The following is a 17,322-nucleotide window of genomic DNA, read 5'->3' on the forward strand; positions in this document are numbered from 1 at the left end:
TGAAAAATTAACTTGCAACATGATAGTCACCACTCTAGACTAACTTTCAACTTGATAGCAACCCCGAATTGAAAGGGATGACAATCATGCAGAGAAGGCCACTGGACAAGGCGCCATGCCCCATCGCCCGGACTGTTGCGCGCATCGGTGACGCGTGGAGCGTCCTGATCCTGCGCGAGGCGTTCTATGGCACGGCGCGCTTCGACGATTTCGAGAAGAGCCTCGGCATCGCGCCCAACATGCTCGCGCGGCGGCTCGGTTCGCTCGTCGATGAGGGACTGCTGGAACGGCACAGTTACTGTGAACGGCCGCTGCGCTTCGAATACGTGCTGACCCCGCGCGGCCGCGACTTCCGCCCCGTGCTGGTGGCACTGCTGGCGTGGGGCAACCGGCATTTCTCTCCCGAAGGCGAAAGCGTGCAACTGCTGGACCGCGAGACCGGCGCACGCGTCGAGCCCGTGCTGGTCGATGCCGCCAACGGCAGGCGCATCACCGAAGCGGCTTATGTACTTGGCCCCGGTCCGGCCGCCAGCGAGCGCATGCGGCAGAGACTGCATCGCGTGGCGCAAGCGCCGGCCGCGTCCGCCCCGAATCCAAATACCCTCGAACCTCAGTGCAGAAAGGAAGTGCCATGACGAGCGACACCATGACCGAACGCGCGGGCGAGCAGCCCGTTCCGGCCGCGAAGCCGCGCCCCGCTACGAAGAGGCTGATCGCGACCGGCGCGCTGCTGGTCGCGGGAATGGCCGGCGCAGGCTACGGCTACCACTGGTGGAATGAAGCGCGCTTCGTGCAGAGCACCGACGACGCCTACGTCGGCGGCGATGTGACCGTGATCGGCGCGAAGGTTGCCGGCTATATTGCCGAAGTCGCCGTGACCGACAACCAGCCCGTGCACGCGGGCGACGTCCTAGTGCGTATCGACGATCGCGACTACCGTGCCGCGCTCGCCAAGGCGGAAGGCGCGGTGGCGGCGCAGCAGGCGCTGCTTGAAAACCTCGATGCCACGCAGCGGCTGCAGGAGGCCGTGATCGGGCAGGCGCGGGCCGGTATCTCGGGCGCCAATGCCGATACCGTGCGCGCGCGCCAGGATCAGCTGCGCTATGCGAGTCTGGTCGAGAAATCGGCGGTGTCCATCCAGAGTTCGCAGAAGGCCGACGCCGACTACAAGCAGGCGGCGGCCAACAGCGAAAAAGCGCAGGCGTCGCTGCTCGCGGCGCAGCGCCAGCTCGAGGTCATCGGCACGCAGAAGCTGCAGGCGAAGGCGGCGCTCGCACAGGCCGTTGCCGAGCGCGACATCGCCAGGCTGAACCTTGGCTACACCGAGCTGCGCGCGCCGGTCGACGGCACGGTGGGCAACCGGCGCGCGCGCGTCGGCGCCTATGCAGGCAGCGGCAGCCAGTTGCTGTCCATCGTCCCGTCCAGCGGACTGTGGGTCGATGCGAACTTCAAGGAAGGGCAGCTCGCGCATATGCGCGAGGGCATGCCCGTCACGATCGAGGCCGATGTGCTTCCGGGGCGCGTCTTCCATGGCCGTGTCGGCAGCCTCGCGCCGGCGACGGGCGCACAATTCAGCGTGCTGCCAGCCGAAAACGCGACCGGCAACTTCACCAAGATCGTCCAGCGCGTGCCGGTTCGCATCCAGCTCGACGAGAAGGATGCGACGCTAGGCCTCATTCGCCCAGGGCTGTCGGTGATCGCGCAGGTCGATACGCACCCTTCGAAGCGGGTGCAATGATGAATACGGCCACCCTCGAGCGGCGGGCCGCCGCGCCGGCACCGGCGCTGCAATCACCGGCCGCGCTATCCACGCCAGCCAAGATCTTCGCGTTCGCGACCATGTGCGTAGGCATGTTCATCGCGCTGCTCGACATCCAGATCGTCTCCGCGTCGCTGCGCGATATCGGCGGGGGCCTGTCGGCGGGTGCCGACGAGACGGTCTGGGTTCAGACCAGCTATCTGATTGCGGAGATCATCGTGATCCCGCTTTCGGGCTGGCTTTCGCGCGTGATGTCGACACGCTGGCTGTTTGCCGCATCGGCCGCGGGCTTTACGGCGACAAGCCTGCTTTGCGGCGTGGCGTGGAATATCCAGAGCATGATCGCGTTCCGCGCGGCCCAGGGCTTCCTGGGCGGGTCCATGATTCCGCTCGTATTCACCACGGCCTTTGCATTCTTTGCGGGCCCGCAGCGCGTGATCGCCGCGGCCACCATCGGCGCACTTGCGTCGCTCGCGCCGACGCTCGGCCCGACCATCGGTGGCTGGATTACCGACAACTTCTCATGGCACTGGCTGTTCTTCATCAACCTGGTGCCCGGCATCTTTGTCACGGTGGCCGTGCCGATGCTGGTCAAGGTCGATCGCCCGAACTGGTCGCTGCTGCGCGGTGCCGACTATCTGGGTATCACGCTCATGGCGCTGTTCCTTGGCTGCCTCGAATACACAATGGAAGAGGGTCCGCGCTGGGACTGGTTCGGGGACGATGTGATCGTCGCCACCGCGTGGATCGCCGGATTGTCCGGCGTGGCCTTTGTCTGTCGATCGCTGACGTATGCGAATCCGGTCGTCGATCTGCGCGCGCTGCGCGACCGGAATTTCGCACTGGGTTGCTTCTTCTCGTTCGTCACCGGCATCGGCATCTTCGCGACGATCTACCTGACCCCCTTGTTCCTGGGACGCGTGCGTGGCTTCAGCGCATTGGACATCGGCCTGGCAATCTTTTCGACGGGCTTGTTCCAGGTCGCTTCGATCCCGTTCTACGCGTTCCTGGCCAATCGCGTCGACCTGCGCTGGCTGATGATGTTCGGACTCGGCTTGTTCGCGCTGTCGATGTGGTTTTTTGCGCCGATCACGCACGATTGGGGCGGGTCCGAACTGCTGTTGCCGCAGGCACTTCGCGGTATGGCACAGCAGTTCGCTGTGGCACCGACGGTCACGCTGACACTGGGAAGCCTGCCGCCCGAACGGCTCAAGCTCGCATCGGGCCTGTTCAACCTGATGCGCAACCTTGGCGGCGCCATTGGCATCGCGGCCTGCGCCACCGTGCTCAACGATCGCGGCAATCTGCATTTCCTGCGCGAGGCGGAGCACCTGAATATCCGCAACGAAGCCATGGGTGCGTTCCTGCAAGGCGCTGCCAGCCAGATGGCCGCGGCCGGCCACGATCTGGCCGAGGCGCAAACGGCCGCGCTGAAGCAACTCTTCGCGCTCGCCTGGCGTGAAGCACAGACACAGACGTTCAGCGATGCGTTCCTGATCGTCATGGCGTGTTTCGTGATTGCCACCGCGATGGTCCCCCTGATGCGCAAAGTCGCGCCGCCGAAGGCACCGTCCGCGGATGCGCACTGAGCTTGCACGGCAAGAGGAGGCCCGCCATGAAATCAGACATGAAGATACTTCTGAACTGCGCCGCGATGCTTGCCGCGTGCGCGTGCTCGGCCGTGCACGCCAATACCGACCGGCCGCGCCAGACCGGCGTGGCGTGCGCACGCGCGGGCAATAGCTATTGCCAGACGCCGCAACCACTGGCCGATTCCGAAGCGCACGCCGTGCGGCCCGGAAGCGGCGGCACGACGCTGCAGTTCCTCGACTGCCGAGGCGGCCGTATCGAGTCGGGGGCATTGGGGGACTATCGGAAGCGGGCTGAATGACTGCGAATCCGGAGGCGGCGGCGGCCTGGCATGCGCCGCTGATCGGCCTCGATCCCGCGACGGTGGAACTGGCCAACGCCAGGCGCACGTATCGCGTTCAGCCCGTCGATGGCGCGGCGCTCGACGAGCAGCAGCGTATTGCTGACGTCTTCACCTCGCAAGGTATCCTGCCACGCAAGGTGACGGTGGCGGCCTCGCCCGTATGGAAGCCGGCTTGATGGGCTTCGCACGGATGCGCGCATGCGGATAACGCCTCGCATGCCCGATGGCAAGCCTCGTAAATGCCCGTTGCAAAATCGAACAGAATGTCAGACGCCGTGCCGCTACAGTGATTACTCCCAGGCCTTAGGGCTATTCAAGGAGGTAATCGAATGAAGCAACATCTGGCGAAATCCCTGTTGATGGCTGGCGCGATGCTCGCGTCGTACCCGCTGTTCGCGCAGCAGGTCCAGCCCGTTCAGCCGACTCAGCCGATGCAATCGATCCAGCCGGCGGCGCCGGCAGCCCAGCCGATGCAAGGCGCTCAGGCAATCCAGGCCGCACCGGCGTCAGCCAACGCGGGAGCCGGGACCATGCCTGCCGGCGGCAATACATACGCGCAGACCGCTGGACAGCCGAGCCAGCCGGGAATGATGCCCGCACCGGTCGATCCGGCCGTGGCCGGGGGACCGGGCCAGGGCATCGATCCGGCCAGCGCGAGCCTGGCGCCCGATGCGCTCGGCACCCGCCTTGGCCGGCGAAACCCGTTCCTCGACGGGGCCTGAGCGGGCCACGTGATTCGTGCCCGCACGCGTTTCAAGGATTGCCCGGCAAGACGGGGCAATCAGCAGGATCGTGGTAGCGGGCGGCGACAAAGTCGTCCCCGCGAGTTCGCCGTCGCCACACAAATTGGACCGCGCGAACATGCGGATGTCGAGTTCCTTCCCCAGGCGCTGGATGGCAGCGCGGGCATCAGTTCGATACGCCCCGCGCCAAGCTGGACGGCCTTGTGCGCGAGAACGTGATCGCGCAACTGGCCAACCCGCGCACACGTCCGTCGGTGGCACTGGCGCTCGAACAGGGATGCATGAACTTGCACGGCTGGGTCTACGACATCGAGACCGGCAGCATCGATGCGCTCGACGGCGCAACACAAGCTTTGTGCCGCTCGCCGAGTCGCCGACCACGGTAGCGGTGGCTTCGCGCAACCTTCGGCAAGTGTGATATTTGCCTTCGCGGGCGACTGCGCGGGACCTAGTCCGACGCCGCAGTGACGCGCGCGCCCGGCATCGCAACGGTTTTTTGCACACTCTCCAATGCTTCACCGACGAGTCAACTGGTGAATCGCTAAATATCAGTAGTTTCCCCAATCTGCCCTGGATACCAAGGCCGGTACCATTCGCCCTGTTTGGTTCAATGTAGAACTAAATGTTCAAATATGAACATAATACAGGGGCGCTGGTGTGGCCGGTAGATCGCCATCGCGGAAATCGGGGAGACAGCATGAAGTTACGCAACGGGGTTGCCGGCGTGGCCGCCGCCGTGCCGCTGGTGGCGGCGGCACAGTCCGTGACGATCTATGGGGTCATTGACACGGGCGTGGAATACCTCAATCACGTCGGTGCGGCGGGACATGACCTGGTGCGTCAGCCTGCGCTGGCCGCGACCGTGCCATCGCGCTGGGGCTTGCGCGGTTCGGAGGACCTCGGCAACGGGCTGAAGAGCGTGTTCGTGCTGGAATCCGGCTTCGCGCCTGACACCGGTGTCTCGAATCAGGGGCCGCGCCTGTTCGGGCGGCAGGCCTTCGCGGGGCTGAGCGGCCAGTGGGGGCAGATCGGGCTCGGGCGCCAGTACACCATGCTGTTCTGGGTGCGTCTGGATACCGATATCCTCACCTCCAACGTCTATGGCGTCGGCTCGCTCGACAGCTATATCCCCAACGCGCGTGCCGACAATGCGGTCTCGTACAAGGGCAAGTTCGGCGGCGTCACCGTTGGTGCCACGTACAGCATGGGCCGCGATGCCGTCAATGGGGGACCGGGCCCGGCCGGCACTAACTGTGCCGGCGAGAACCCGGCGGACTCGCGCGCCTGCCGCGAATGGTCGGCGATGCTGATGTACGAGACCGCCTGGTGGGGCGTGAGCGCAGCCTACGATTCGCTGCGCGGCGGTCCCGGCGCCTTCGGCGGCCTGACCCGCAGCAGCCTGAAGGATGACCGCTTCTCGCTGGGGGGTTACATGCTGCTGCCGCGCAGCAAGCTGGGCCTGGGGCTGCTGTCGCGCAACAATGAAGCAAGCAGCACCCCACGCAGCGATCTCTGGTTTGCGGGGGCGTCCTACGACATCACGCCCGCGTTCAACCTGGCTGGCGAAATCTATTACCTGAAATACCGGCACAGCCAGAACAAGGCCTGGCTTGGCGCGATACGGGGCGCTTACTCGTTCTCGAAACGCACCTCCGTGTATGCCACGGCGGGCTATATCGACAACGGCGGCCAGTCGGCGCTGTCGGTCAGTGGCGGCAGCCCCGGGGGCAATCCGGTCGCGGGCGGAAACCAGGCCGGCGTGATGCTCGGCATCAAGCAGATCTTCTGAGCCGCTGCGGCTCAAGACAATGAACGTGGCCGGTTTGCGCGCAGATCACCGCTGCCACCGTATCCAGGAGGTAAAGCATGAAACCATCCCGATTGCTGACGATACTGACGGGCAGCGCCCTGATGTGCGCCGCGGTCTTTTCGGCTGCCGCCACGCCGGCTCCGGCTTTGGCCGCTCCGGCAGCCGCTGTGGCCCCGGACCGCAGCGACCATTTCCGCGTGACGCTCCTGGGCACGGGCACTCCGGTGCCCTCGGCGGCGCGCGCGGGTTACAGCACGCTGGTGGAAGCAGGTGGGCAGAAGCTGGTCTTTGATTTTGGACGCGACGTGGCAGTGCGCCTGTGGCAGTTGCGGATTCCGCTGGGCAGCGTCGACGCGCACTTCCTGACCCACTTCCACTCGGACCACCTGGTGGGACTGCCCGACCTCTGGCTGACCGGCTGGCTGCGCCCGCCTTACGGCCGCCGCGACAAGCCCATGGCCCTGTACGGCCCCGCGGGCACGCGCGCGCTGGCGGACGGTCTGCGCCAGGCCTTCGCCGCGGACATTGCGATCCGGCACAAGGATGAGGGCAGCGCGCTCGCGGGCATCACCATCGACGCGCGCGACGTGGCGCCGGGGGTCGTCTATGAAAAGGACGGCGTTCGCGTGACGGCCTTCGAGAATGATCATGGCGACAACATCCGCCCGTCGTATGGCTACCGGATCGACTATCGGGGCCGGGTGGTGGTGCTGTCGGGGGATACCCGCTTCAGTCCCGCCGTGGTGGCGCAGGCAAAGAACGCCGACGTGCTGGTGCATTGCGTCACGCTGATCCCCGATGCGCTGCTGGCGTCGAACCCGGCGTACCGTGCCATCTACGATCACCTGTCCTCGCCGGAGGACGCCGCACGGGTCTTCCGGACGGCGGGGCCAAGGCTGGCGGTGTTCAGCCATATCGGCCTGAACGGCGATGCCACGGTCGGGCAGATCGTCGAGCGGGTCCGCAAGACATATGCCGGTGAACTGTTGATCGGCGAAGACCTGACGCGCGTGGAGATCGGCCTCGATGACTCGCCCGGGAACCCGGGTGGCATCGCGGTGTGGCAGGAGAAGCCGTAAGCCTGCTCAAGCCCGCAGCCTGCCGTTATCCCCTGGGTGGAAGAAGCGCGGTCCGCTGTTGGATGGGCGGCCGTTTTCGTTCAGTCTTCCGGACGGAATCCCGAAGACTGAACGACCGGCTTCCACGTCTGCAACTCCGCCAACTGCATTTGTTGCAAGGCAGCCGGCGTGCTCGGTGCGGCGACCAAGCCGATGCGGCGCAGACTGGCGGACACGGCAGCATCGCCCAATGCCTGCGCGGCAGCGTGATTCAGCGTGTCCTGCATCGCAGCCGGCATACCGGCCGGTCCGTACAGACCAAACCAGCCGGGCAGTTCGAATGGAATGCCGATCTCCCTGAAGGCAGGAATGTCGGGGCTGACTGGCGAGCGCGCCACCCCGCTCGTACCGATGATTTTCAGCTTGCCCTGCTTGCTCAACTGCAATGCGTCGGCCGTGGGCGCGACGGCGAGGGCAAGTTGCCCGCCCATGACGTCGGTCAGAGCGGGCGCCGCGCCGCGGTAAGGGACATGGGTGAGCTTGATGCCCAATGCCCGCGCCACGGCCATGCCGACGAAATGTGGTACCGATCCTGCGCCCGGTGAACCAAAATTGGCCCTCGCCCCGGCAGCGCCGGCCCATTTGCGCAGTTCGGTGCCGTTCGAAATCGCGATGCCGTTGCCGGCGATCAGCGCATAGTCGTAGCTGACCAGCCTCGCGATCGGCGTGAAGTCGCGCGCCGGATCAAAACGCAGATTGCTGTAAAGATGGGGAAACAGCGTCATCGGTCCATGCGGCACGATCATCAGCGTTGCGCCATCGGGCTGGGCTCGCCGCACGAACTCCGGCGCCAGCCGTTCTGCCGCGCCACTTCGATTTTCCACCACATAGGTACGTTTGAGGGCCGTGCTCATTGCACTGGCGATCAGACGCGAGGCCACGTCGACCGACCCGCCTGGCGCGAACCCGACCACAATGACGCCGGGACGGCTGTCCTGGGCGCGCGCGGGTGCGCCATGCGTGCCGAGCGCGGCGAGCCCAAGTGCTGCCGAAAATTTCCTGCGATCCATCTTGTCTCCTTCGATATCGTGCTTCGCTGTCCGCGCGTCGCCGCTAAGCGGTTACCGCTCAGTGCGTCGGGCGCGGGATGGTGGTCTCGTCGAACACCAGCGTGGTCACCGCGTCGGCGGGGATGCCTGGCATCTGCGCCGCCCATTGCTCCCAGCGCCGGCGCAATGAAGCGAGCTGCTCGGGATAACGGCTGGCGAGATTGGCGCGTTCGCGTTCATCGCAAGAAAGATCGAACAGATACTCGTTGCCTTCGACCGCCAGGTATTTCCACGTCCCGCTGCGCACCGCGCGTTGCTGGCGGTGTGCCATGCGCCAAAACAGGTCACGGGACGCCAGCGTCCCGCCATCGAGCAAGGGGCGCAGATCGACGCCGTCCATGGGGTGGCCGGCAGCCGCAGGCACGTCCGCACAGGCGAGCATGGTGGCGGCCCAATCCATTGTCATGACCGGCGTATCGCACTGCGTGCCGGCGGCAATGCCCTCAGGCCAGCGCGCAATCAGCGGCACGCGAATGCCACCCTCCAGAAGATCCATCTTCTGGCCAACAAAAGGCCAGTTGTCCGAGAACCGTTCGCCGCCGTTGTCGCTGGTAAATACAACGAGCGTATGGCGATCCGCGCCGCTATCGCGCAACGCGCTGAAAATGCGGCCGATGCCCTCGTCCATGTGGTGAATCATCCGGCGATAGGTCTCGATGGAGCCGCCATCGGTATGACTCAGACGCTGCCCGATACGAACGGATTCCGCGCGGTCTTCGCGTGTTTCCCACGGCCAATGCGGCGCGGTGTAGTTAACGCTGAGGAAAAACGGCTTGTCGCCCTGGCACGCACGAATGAATTCGACCGCGCGGTCGCTGATGAGATCGGTCAGGTAACCCTCTTCATGCGAGGCCGCTTCCCCATCCCAGAGATCATGCTTGCCGCTGCTGTCGATATGGGAGAAGTAGTCGACGCCGCCCGACATGGGGCCGAAGAATTGCTGGTAGCCACTTTTCAGCGGGCCGAAGTTCGGAGGATAGCCAAGATGCCACTTGCCCGAGAGCGCGGTACGGTAGCCCGCGTCGCGCAGCAGGGAAGGCAAAGTGGGATGGGCCGGCGGCAGACCAATCACTTCGCTGCCGCGAGCCTTGCCGGTCATGGGCTCTTCGGCGGCGCCGCGCAGCCGGTATTGCCAGCGGCCGGTCATCATGGCGAAACGCGTGGGCGAGCAGACCGGAGAGTTGGCATAACCGTGCCGAAAAAGCAGGCCATCGGCCGCCATGGCGTCAAGATTCGGCGACGGGCTGGGCGCGCGAGCGCCCGTGCAGCCAAGATCGGCAAAGCCAAGGTCGTCGGCAAGGATGAAGACGAAATTAGGCCGTAATGGTGCTCTTCCCTCTGAAAGGGAATCGGGGCGCGACATGCTGTGTCTCCTGAAATCGGTGGCGGGCCGCTGGCGCGGCCTCTCGTGTTGAAGCAGTCCTCTGGCCGCCGAGTCTACGTACCATGAGCGCGCCTAACAAATAAACTTGCGGAATGTGCAAGCCTTGCACAGCGTTGATCTGGAAGAAGAAAATTGGGACAAGGCAGCGCCGTTGTTCCGCCGCGCGGCCGGCGGGTGACTTCTTGTCCAAGCGAGAAGAGTCACGAGGAAACGCGTCTGCCTGCGGACACGCGCCGAGGCTGATGGAGACCACCTTCTGCCAATCGCCGAACGGGGGTCGTCCCCGTTACCCGGGGTCGGGCAAGCCCATTCCCGGCTATCTGTCACTGATCTCCAGCGCCTCGACCATCTCCTTCGCCGCCAGCTGCAACTCCGGGACAAAGCGCCGTGTCGCCTCCGCAGGACTGATCGCCTGCTCGAGGTAAATGACATTCAGGCTGGCCAGCACCCGCCCCTGCGCCTGGATGGCGACCGCCACCGCCCCGATCTTGCGCTGGTCCGCCCAGTCCCCGTGGTTAGATCCGAATCCGTCCTTGCGCGTCTGCCGGATGAGGTTGCGGATATAGCCGTCGTCCATCGCGAGCTTGAGTTGCTGCTCGCCGCCAGCGCCCGAGCGCAGCACTTCAAGAATGTCTTCGCGTTCGGCATCCGGGCACATCGCGAAATACACGCGTCCGGCCGAGGTCAGCAGGATCGGCAGGCGCCGGCCCACCATGGCGCGGTGGAATGACAGCGGGCTGAAGCGGTGCGTGGTCTCACGGATGATCATGGCGTCGCCGTCGGGTGTGGTCAGGTCCGATGGCCAGACCACGCGCTGCATCAGCCGACCCATGATCGGCGGTGCGACCGTGGCGATACGTTCGTCGTCGGTGAAGCCTTCGCTGAGCGCGCGTACGTCCAGCGTCAGGCGGAAGCTGTCGTCCGATGTGCTGCGCCGCACGAATCCCTCTTCGACCAGCGTTTCCAGCAGACGCCGCACCGTGGTCCGGTGCAGCCCGGTGGCCTCGCTCAACTGCTGGCTGGAGGCGCGGCCGTTTTCCATGGCATTCAATGCCCGCAGCACTTGCAGACCACGTGACAACCCTCGCACATTCGCGTACTTGCTCACTGAAATTCCTTAAAAATCAATCATGTGCATGCCTTGCACATTTTATAGAAATGTTTGAGCAGGCGTCGCCTGATCCCTAGACTCCTCTCAAAATCGCAAATTCAATGGAGACGCCCCCCATGTCCTGCCTGATCCGCCGCCCGCGCCGTCGCTGCGGCGCCTGATCCGCAGCCGGCTTCCCGGCTGCCCTTGCCACTTCATCGCAGCACAGCCAGTACGCGCGGAATCAGCGCGGGGGCGTGCTCGTGCCTTGCCAGTAGGAGACCTATGCACACCATGGCCACGCAGACGTCGCAAGCCGACCGTCTTCCCCGAGTCGACACTGACATTGCCATCATCGGCGCCGGCCCGGTCGGGTTGATGATTGCCAATATTCTCGGCCTTCACGGCGTGCGCGTCACGGTCGTGGAAAAGCTGGAGCAGCTCATCGACTATCCGCGCGCGATCGGGCTCGACGACGAAGCGCTGCGCGTCTTCCAGGCAGTGGGCCTGGCCGACACGCTGCTGCCGCACACCACGCCTGACCACTGGATGCGCTTTGTCACCAAGGACGGCTATTGCTTCGCGTCCATCGAACCGCGCACCGACGAGTTCGGCTGGCCGCGCCGCAACGCGTTCATTCAGCCGCTGGCCGACCGGGTCTTGTACGAAGGCCTGCGGCGCTTCGAGCACGTGCAGGTGCTGTTCGGCCATGGCGTCGAATCGTTCAAGCAGGACAGCGCCGGCGTGAGCGTCGAGGTCACCACGAGCGGCGGTCAGCGCCGCACCATCCGTGCTGCCTACATGGTCGGTGCGGATGGCGGCAACAGCTTGGTGCGCCGCGCACTGGAGGTGCCCTTCGAAGGCCGCACCAAGCCGAACCAGTGGATCGTCGTGGACGTGCGCAACGACCCGGTCGGCTCGCCGCACATCTACATGCACTGCGATCACGAACGTCCCTATGTCTCGGCCGCGCTGCCGCACGGCATTCGTCGCTTCGAGTTCATGGTGATGCCAGGCGAGACCGAAGAGGAGCTGTCGAAGCCGGAGAACATGGCCGCGCTGATCCGCAAGGTGGTGGCCGATCCTGACAAGGTCGACTACATCCGCCAGCGCGTATATACGCACAACGCACGGCTCGCATCGACGTTCCGCGTCGACCGCGTGCTGCTGGCCGGCGACGCCGCGCACATCATGCCGGTGTGGCAGGGGCAGGGCTACAACAGCGGCATCCGTGACGCCAGCAACCTGGGCTGGAAGCTGGCCATGGTCGCCAAGGGCCTGGCCGGTGCGAGCCTGCTCGACACCTATACCGCCGAACGCCGCGCCCATGCGCGTTCGATGATCCACCTGTCCGAAGTGGCGGGGGACATCTTTGCGCCGAACACGCGCCTTGGCGTGCGTTTGCGCGACGCCTTCGTGCGAAGTTTCAACATACTGCCGTCGGTCAAGCGCTACTTCATCGAGATGCGTTTCAAGCCCATGCCGCGCTACGAAGAGGGCGTGGTGCTGCTGCCGCCGCCGCAACCTCGCGGTGGCTGGCTCGCGCGCGTGCTGGAACGCTCGGGTAATTCGGCGCCGGGCCGCCTGCTCGGCCTGATGAGCGAGAAGCGCGAATCCTTCCTCGGCCGACTGGTGTATGGGAACGATCCGCTTGCCGGCTCGCCGGTGGGCCGTATGTTCATCCAGCCGCGCGTGCGTACCGGCGATGGCCGTCTCACGCTGCTCGACGACGCCATCGGCAACCACTTTGCCGTGATCGGTTGGGGCACTGATCCGACCTTTGGCCTGACGCCGCAGGCGCGCGCCCTGGCCGAGAAGGCCGGCATGCGTTTCGTGCTGGCCAAGCCCGACGTGCAGCTGCGCCACGCCGACGACGTGCCCGAAGGCGTGACCGCCATCGGCGATGCCGGCGGTCGCCTGAGGGAGTGGTTCAGCCGCCAGCCGCATTCGGTCGTGCTGCTGCGCCCCGACCGCTTCGTCGCCGGCGTGTGCTCGCCGCAGCAGGTGTCGGAGGCTATCACCGAACTGGCCGGCAAGCTCGGCATGGCGCAGGTGCCGCCGTATGCCGGTGCCGCCAGCCCCTGCGCGACGCAGCGTCCGGCGCACGACCCCGTCAACGTTACCCAAGCAGCAGGAGCATGAGGATGCCGATTCACCTGGAATGTCTGTCACATACACCGCTGCACGGCTATGTCGACCCCGCGCCCGAGATCGTCGCCGAGGTCGAGCGCGTGCAGGCCGCGGCGCGCGAGCGCGTGCGTGCGTTCGATCCGGAACTGGTGGTGGTATTCGCGCCGGACCACTTCAACGGCTTCTTCTATGACGTCATGCCGCCGTTCTGCATCGGCGCGGCTGCCACCGCCATTGGCGACTTCAACAGCCTTGCCGGCAAGCTGCAGGTGCCCGCGGACCTGGCGCTGTCGCTGGCCGAGAGCGTGATGGCGGCCGATATCGATGTGGCGCTGTCATACCGGATGCAGGTCGACCACGGCTGCGCGGACGCCCTTGCGGTGCTGAGCGGCGGTCTGGACCGCTACCCGGTCATCCCCGTCTTCATCAATTCGGTGGCGCCGCCGATGGCCACGCTGCGCCGCGCGCGCCTGCTCGGCGATGCGGTCGGCCGCTTCGCTTCGCGCACCGGCAAGCGTGTGCTGGTGGTTGGCTCGGGCGGCATCTCGCACGAACCGCCGGTGCCGGAACTGGCCGGTGCGAGCGAAGAGGTTGCGGAACGCCTGATCGCCGGGCGCAACCCGTCGGCCGAATCGCGCGCCGCGCGCCAGGCACGCACGGTTGCCGCCGCAAAGGCTTTCGTGGCCGGTGACAGCCACCTGCATCCGCTCAATCCGGAGTGGGACCGCGCCTTCCTCTCGCTGCTCGAGCGCGGCGAACTCACGGCCGTCGATGGCATGACCAACGAGGCGATCACGCGCGATGGCGGCAAGTCGGCGCACGAGATCCGCACGTGGGTGGCGGCGTTCGGCGCCCTGGCCGCGTACGGGCCGTACCGTGCATCGCTCGACTTCTACCGCGCCATTCCCGAATGGATCGCGGGCTTCGCCACCATGCACGCCGGGCCGCGCGCCGCGTTGGTCGCTGCGGCCTGACCTCATCCAGGACAACAAATGACCGACCGTACCCTCATCAACGACATCGCAGCGCGCCTGCGCGGCGCCGAGGCCTCGCGCCAGACCATCGCCCCCGTGCGCGGCGAGATCGCGATCGACGACATTGCCACGGCCTACGCCGTGCAGCAGGTCAACGTCGACGCCCGCGTGGCCAGCGGCGAACGCATCGTCGGCCGCAAGATCGGCCTGACATCGTTGGCCGTGCAGAAGCAGCTCGGCGTCGACCAGCCGGACTTCGGCGCGCTGTTCGCCAGCATGGCCTGTGGCGACAGCCAGCCTATGCCGCTGTCGGGTCTGATCCAGCCCAAGGTCGAGGCAGAGATCGCGCTGGTGCTCGAGCACGACCTGACGCACGCGCGCCATACCTTTGCCGACATCCTGCGCGCCAGCGCCTACGCGCTAGCGGCGATCGAGGTTGTCGACAGCCGCATCCGCAACTGGGACATCCGCTTCGTCGACACCGTGGCGGACAATGCGTCGAGCGCGCGCTTCGTGCTCGGCAGCCGTCCGGTGCCGCTGTCCGCGCTCGATCTCACTGCCTGCGCGATGACGCTCTCGCGCCATGGCGAAGTGCTCTCGCGCGGCAGCGGCGCGGCGTGCCTTGGCAACCCGCTCAACGCGGCGGTCTGGCTTGCCGACCGCATGGTGCAGCTCGGCACGCCGCTGCGCGCCGGCGACGTGGTGCTGACCGGCGCGCTCGGGCCCATGGTCGCCGTCACCGAGCCCGGCACCTATGCCGCGGAGATTGAAGGGCTCGGCAGTGTCCGCGCGGCTTTTGACGCATAGCAGGGACGTCATCGCCGCCCGACCCAACGCACACAACCCGGAACCGCCCACCAAGAGCGGAACACAGAGACAGCGCAGACAAGCCATGCAGACAATGAACACCCGCGGTGCCGACGCGCGCCGCACGAACGGCAGCATCACCACGATCGGCCTGTGCCTGGCGATCGCCTTGCTGGAAGGACTAGATTTGCAGTCCGCCGGCGTTGCAGCGCCGCGTATCGCGAAGGAATTCTCGCTGTCCGTGGCGCAGATGGGCTGGGCCTTCAGCGCCGGTGCCATCGGTCTGCTCCCGGGCGCGGCGCTCGGCGGGCGCCTTGCCGACCGCCTGGGCCGCAAGCGCGTGCTGATGCTGTCGGTGGCGCTGTTCGGCGGATTCTCGCTGGCGACGACGCTGGTATGGAGCTTCGAAAGCCTGTTGGCCGCACGCCTGCTGACTGGCCTGGGCCTGGGTGCCGCCATGCCTAACCTGATCGCGCTGTGCTCGGAAGCGGCATCGCCCGGGCAGCGCAACACGGCCGTGGGCGCGATGTACTGCGGCATGCCATTCGGGGCCGCGCTTGCCGCCGCGATCGGCATCGCCAGTCCTGGCGACGAGGGCTGGCGGCACATCTTCTATGTGGGCGGATTCGGGCCGCTGCTGATGGTGCCGCTGCTAGCTCTGTGGCTGCCCGAGTCCGCCCAGTTCGTCGAAGCGAAGTCCCGATCCAGGTACCGATCGAAGTCTCAATCGAAGTCACCAGCGACGAAGGGTGCGGAAGCTTCGTCCGGGTTTGTCGAAGCGCTGTGTGGCGACCGCCGGACACGTACCACGATCGCGCTGTGGATCAGCTATCTGGGCACGCTCGTCGTGCTGTATTTCCTGATGAACTGGCTGCCGTCGATGGTGCTGTCCAACGGCCTGACGCGTGTGCAGGCCGGCGTCGCCATGATGATGTTCAACATCGGCGGCGGCATCGGCGCGGTCGGTATCGCCAACGTGATGGACCGCTTCAGCCCGCGCCTCACGGTGGTGGGCATGTATGCAGGCATTGCGGCCGCGCTGGCGGGGCTTGCCGGGGCGGGTGGCAGCGTCTCGATGGCATGGGGCGCGTTCTTCTGCGGCCTGTTCCTGGTGGGCGGGCAGTCGGTGCTGTATGCGCTGGCCGGGCAGGCCTATCCGACACAAGTGCGCGGCACCGGCGTGGGCGCGGCGGTCGCGATTGGCCGGCTCGGCTCGATCCTGGGGCCGCTCGTTGCGGGTCAGTTGTTCGCGTTGGGCCAGAGCGCATCGATGCTGGTGGCGGCCAGCATTCCACTGATCGTGGTCGCGGCGGTTGCCGCGCTGGCGGTGGTGGGTTCATGCCGGCCGCGGCTCGAAGCCGGGGCGGCATTGCCGGGCGGGCGCGGCGCCTGAGCCGCGCGTTGGCACACATTTCATTCAGAACGGATTCAGTCCAGTAAGGAAGACGATCATGCAAGCTACTGCACCAGCCATTACCGAAGCCATTACCGAAGCCAATACGAGCCGGTTCGTCACCGTGAAGGATGGCGACACCGGGTTTCGCATCCACTGTAACGACACCGGCGCCGGTGCCGAGACGGTCGTCATGCTGCACGGCTCGGGGCCGGGCGCGACCGGCTGGGCCAATTTCAACCGCAACGTCCAACCGCTGGCGGCTGCCGGCTATCGCGTGCTGCTGGTCGACTGTCCGGGTTGGGGCAAGAGCGACCCGGTGGTCAATACGGGCTCGCGCTCGGAACTCAATGGCCGCGTGCTCAAGGGCGTGCTCGATGCGCTGGACATCGAGCGCGTGCACATCCTTGGCAATTCGATGGGCGGCCACAGCGCGGTGGCGTTCGCGCTGGCCCATCCGCAGCGCGCCGGCAAGCTCGTGTTGATGGGCGGCGGCACCGGCGGCCCGAGCCTGTTCACGCCGATGCCGACCGAAGGAATCAAGCTGCTCAATGGGCTTTACCGCGAGCCGTCCATCGACAACCTGAAGCGCATGATGAACGTGTTCGTCTACGACGCGAGCTCATTGACCGACGAGCTGATGCAGGCGCGGCTGGACAATATGCTGGCGCGGCGCGATCACCTGGAAAACTTCGTCAAGAGCCTGGCTGCCAACCCGAAGCAGTTCACGGACTACGGTCCGCGGCTCGGCGAGATTGCGTCGCCGACGCTGGTGATCTGGGGACGTGATGACCGGTTCGTGCCGATGGATGTCGGGCTGCGGCTGATCGCCGGGATTCCGGATGCGCAGATGCATATCTTCAATCGCTGCGGGCACTGGGCGCAGTGGGAGCATGCGGAGACCTTCAATCGCCTTGTTCTCGACTTCCTGGCGCGCTGAGGCGGTAGATCCCCTGCAGGGCGTCTGCCGCTAGCCGTTGCGGCGCTGGCCCTGCCGCTTGCGGATTGGAAACGGGGCGTGCGGTGATGGCCTGGGCGGCGCAGTGCCAGGCACCCACGCCCGCGGTCGGGCAGACCCAAAGTCAAATACCGTAGCCTCCTGTTTACACCCATCAGATCCCCACGTCGCCGC

General features: G+C 66.0%; 16 protein-coding genes and 1 pseudogene. 14 read left to right on the forward strand and 3 right to left on the reverse strand.

Annotated elements, in window-relative coordinates; translation table 11 throughout:
- The first annotated feature begins 86 nt into the window (after window positions 1-86).
- The 9 genes and pseudogenes from ACIGJC_RS20790 (at window position 87) to ACIGJC_RS20830 (ending at window position 7,324) form a co-directional block, all read left to right on the forward strand.
- Complete coding sequence (locus tag ACIGJC_RS20790; RefSeq protein WP_483714043.1) at window positions 87-635, forward strand: winged helix-turn-helix transcriptional regulator; 549 nt, start codon at window positions 87-89, stop codon at window positions 633-635.
- Window positions 632-1,738 carry an HlyD family secretion protein gene (locus tag ACIGJC_RS20795; RefSeq protein WP_483714044.1) on the forward strand — a complete coding sequence of 369 codons (1,107 nt, stop codon included), beginning with the start codon at window positions 632-634 and terminating at the stop codon, window positions 1,736-1,738. Before ACIGJC_RS20790 ends, ACIGJC_RS20795 begins: the two co-directional genes overlap by 4 nt.
- On the forward strand, window positions 1,738-3,348 hold the full coding sequence (locus tag ACIGJC_RS20800; protein ID WP_483714490.1) for a DHA2 family efflux MFS transporter permease subunit: 1,611 nt from the start codon (window positions 1,738-1,740) through the stop codon (window positions 3,346-3,348). Before ACIGJC_RS20795 ends, ACIGJC_RS20800 begins: the two co-directional genes overlap by 1 nt.
- Window positions 3,349-3,386: 38 nt before the next feature.
- The gene (locus ACIGJC_RS20805; RefSeq protein WP_483714045.1) at window positions 3,387-3,650 is read left to right on the forward strand and encodes a hypothetical protein; all 264 of its coding nucleotides are present in this window, start codon (window positions 3,387-3,389) and stop codon (window positions 3,648-3,650) included.
- The gene (locus ACIGJC_RS20810) at window positions 3,647-3,868 is read left to right on the forward strand and encodes a hypothetical protein (protein ID WP_483714046.1); all 222 of its coding nucleotides are present in this window, start codon (window positions 3,647-3,649) and stop codon (window positions 3,866-3,868) included. Before ACIGJC_RS20805 ends, ACIGJC_RS20810 begins: the two co-directional genes overlap by 4 nt.
- 153 nt (window positions 3,869-4,021) lie before the next feature.
- Window positions 4,022-4,414 carry a hypothetical protein gene (locus ACIGJC_RS20815; protein WP_483714047.1) on the forward strand — a complete coding sequence of 131 codons (393 nt, stop codon included), beginning with the start codon at window positions 4,022-4,024 and terminating at the stop codon, window positions 4,412-4,414.
- A gap of 203 nt (window positions 4,415-4,617) precedes the next feature.
- Window positions 4,618-4,853 (forward strand): annotated as a pseudogene (locus ACIGJC_RS20820) (carbonic anhydrase); the annotation flags it as partial.
- A gap of 279 nt (window positions 4,854-5,132) precedes the next feature.
- Window positions 5,133-6,224, forward strand: a complete 1,092-nt coding sequence (locus ACIGJC_RS20825; RefSeq protein WP_483714048.1) for a porin — start codon at window positions 5,133-5,135, stop codon at window positions 6,222-6,224.
- Between the two features lie 77 nt (window positions 6,225-6,301).
- Window positions 6,302-7,324, forward strand: a complete 1,023-nt coding sequence (locus ACIGJC_RS20830; protein WP_483714049.1) for an MBL fold metallo-hydrolase — start codon at window positions 6,302-6,304, stop codon at window positions 7,322-7,324.
- Between the two features lie 80 nt (window positions 7,325-7,404).
- Here the strand turns inward: ACIGJC_RS20830 and ACIGJC_RS20835 are convergent, their stop codons facing one another.
- The 3 genes from ACIGJC_RS20835 to ACIGJC_RS20845 form a co-directional block, all read right to left on the reverse strand.
- Complete coding sequence (locus ACIGJC_RS20835; RefSeq protein ID WP_483714050.1) at window positions 7,405-8,244, reverse strand: tripartite tricarboxylate transporter substrate-binding protein; 840 nt, start codon at window positions 8,242-8,244, stop codon at window positions 7,405-7,407.
- Window positions 8,245-8,431: 187 nt separating this feature from the next.
- A complete protein-coding gene (locus tag ACIGJC_RS20840; protein ID WP_483714051.1) occupies window positions 8,432-9,775 on the reverse strand; it encodes a sulfatase family protein in 1,344 nt (447 codons plus the stop codon).
- Window positions 9,776-10,112: 337 nt separating this feature from the next.
- On the reverse strand, window positions 10,113-10,904 hold the full coding sequence (locus ACIGJC_RS20845; protein ID WP_483714053.1) for a DNA-binding transcriptional regulator: 792 nt from the start codon (window positions 10,902-10,904) through the stop codon (window positions 10,113-10,115).
- A gap of 267 nt (window positions 10,905-11,171) precedes the next feature.
- Here ACIGJC_RS20845 and ACIGJC_RS20850 point away from each other — a divergent pair, with 267 nt between their 5' ends.
- From ACIGJC_RS20850 to ACIGJC_RS20870, 5 genes are all read left to right on the forward strand, one after another.
- Window positions 11,172-13,028 (forward strand): bifunctional 3-(3-hydroxy-phenyl)propionate/3-hydroxycinnamic acid hydroxylase, encoded by a 1,857-nt coding sequence (locus ACIGJC_RS20850; protein ID WP_483714054.1) that lies wholly within the window; start codon window positions 11,172-11,174, stop codon window positions 13,026-13,028.
- A gap of 2 nt (window positions 13,029-13,030) precedes the next feature.
- Complete coding sequence (locus ACIGJC_RS20855) at window positions 13,031-13,990, forward strand: 3-carboxyethylcatechol 2,3-dioxygenase (RefSeq protein ID WP_483714491.1); 960 nt, start codon at window positions 13,031-13,033, stop codon at window positions 13,988-13,990.
- Window positions 13,991-14,008: 18 nt separating this feature from the next.
- Window positions 14,009-14,797 (forward strand): 2-keto-4-pentenoate hydratase, encoded by a 789-nt coding sequence (gene mhpD / locus ACIGJC_RS20860; RefSeq protein ID WP_483714055.1) that lies wholly within the window; start codon window positions 14,009-14,011, stop codon window positions 14,795-14,797.
- An 85-nt stretch (window positions 14,798-14,882) separates the two neighbouring features.
- Window positions 14,883-16,190 carry a 3-(3-hydroxy-phenyl)propionate transporter MhpT gene (gene mhpT / locus ACIGJC_RS20865; protein ID WP_483714056.1) on the forward strand — a complete coding sequence of 436 codons (1,308 nt, stop codon included), beginning with the start codon at window positions 14,883-14,885 and terminating at the stop codon, window positions 16,188-16,190.
- Between the two features lie 58 nt (window positions 16,191-16,248).
- Window positions 16,249-17,130, forward strand: a complete 882-nt coding sequence (locus ACIGJC_RS20870) for an alpha/beta fold hydrolase (protein ID WP_483714057.1) — start codon at window positions 16,249-16,251, stop codon at window positions 17,128-17,130.
- The last annotated feature ends 192 nt before the right edge of the window (window positions 17,131-17,322 follow it).

This window comes from Cupriavidus sp. C3SS-1, assembly GCF_057073755.1.

Excerpts from the sequence above, each read along its gene's own strand:
- ACIGJC_RS20790 (WP_483714043.1), top strand. The coding sequence starts at position 87 with ATGCAGAGAAGGCCACTGGACAAGGCGCCATGCCCCATCGCCCGGACT.
- ACIGJC_RS20795 (WP_483714044.1), top strand. The coding sequence starts at position 632 with ATGACGAGCGACACCATGACCGAACGCGCGGGCGAGCAGCCCGTTCCG.
- ACIGJC_RS20800 (WP_483714490.1), top strand. The coding sequence starts at position 1,738 with ATGAATACGGCCACCCTCGAGCGGCGGGCCGCCGCGCCGGCACCGGCG.
- ACIGJC_RS20805 (WP_483714045.1), top strand. The coding sequence starts at position 3,387 with ATGAAGATACTTCTGAACTGCGCCGCGATGCTTGCCGCGTGCGCGTGC.
- ACIGJC_RS20810 (WP_483714046.1), top strand. The coding sequence starts at position 3,647 with ATGACTGCGAATCCGGAGGCGGCGGCGGCCTGGCATGCGCCGCTGATC.
- ACIGJC_RS20815 (WP_483714047.1), top strand. The coding sequence starts at position 4,022 with ATGAAGCAACATCTGGCGAAATCCCTGTTGATGGCTGGCGCGATGCTC.
- ACIGJC_RS20825 (WP_483714048.1), top strand. The coding sequence starts at position 5,133 with ATGAAGTTACGCAACGGGGTTGCCGGCGTGGCCGCCGCCGTGCCGCTG.
- ACIGJC_RS20830 (WP_483714049.1), top strand. The coding sequence starts at position 6,302 with ATGAAACCATCCCGATTGCTGACGATACTGACGGGCAGCGCCCTGATG.
- ACIGJC_RS20840 (WP_483714051.1), bottom strand. The coding sequence starts at position 9,775 with ATGTCGCGCCCCGATTCCCTTTCAGAGGGAAGAGCACCATTACGGCCT.
- ACIGJC_RS20850 (WP_483714054.1), top strand. The coding sequence starts at position 11,172 with ATGCACACCATGGCCACGCAGACGTCGCAAGCCGACCGTCTTCCCCGA.
- ACIGJC_RS20855 (WP_483714491.1), top strand. The coding sequence starts at position 13,031 with ATGCCGATTCACCTGGAATGTCTGTCACATACACCGCTGCACGGCTAT.
- mhpD (WP_483714055.1), top strand. The coding sequence starts at position 14,009 with ATGACCGACCGTACCCTCATCAACGACATCGCAGCGCGCCTGCGCGGC.
- mhpT (WP_483714056.1), top strand. The coding sequence starts at position 14,883 with ATGCAGACAATGAACACCCGCGGTGCCGACGCGCGCCGCACGAACGGC.
- ACIGJC_RS20870 (WP_483714057.1), top strand. The coding sequence starts at position 16,249 with ATGCAAGCTACTGCACCAGCCATTACCGAAGCCATTACCGAAGCCAAT.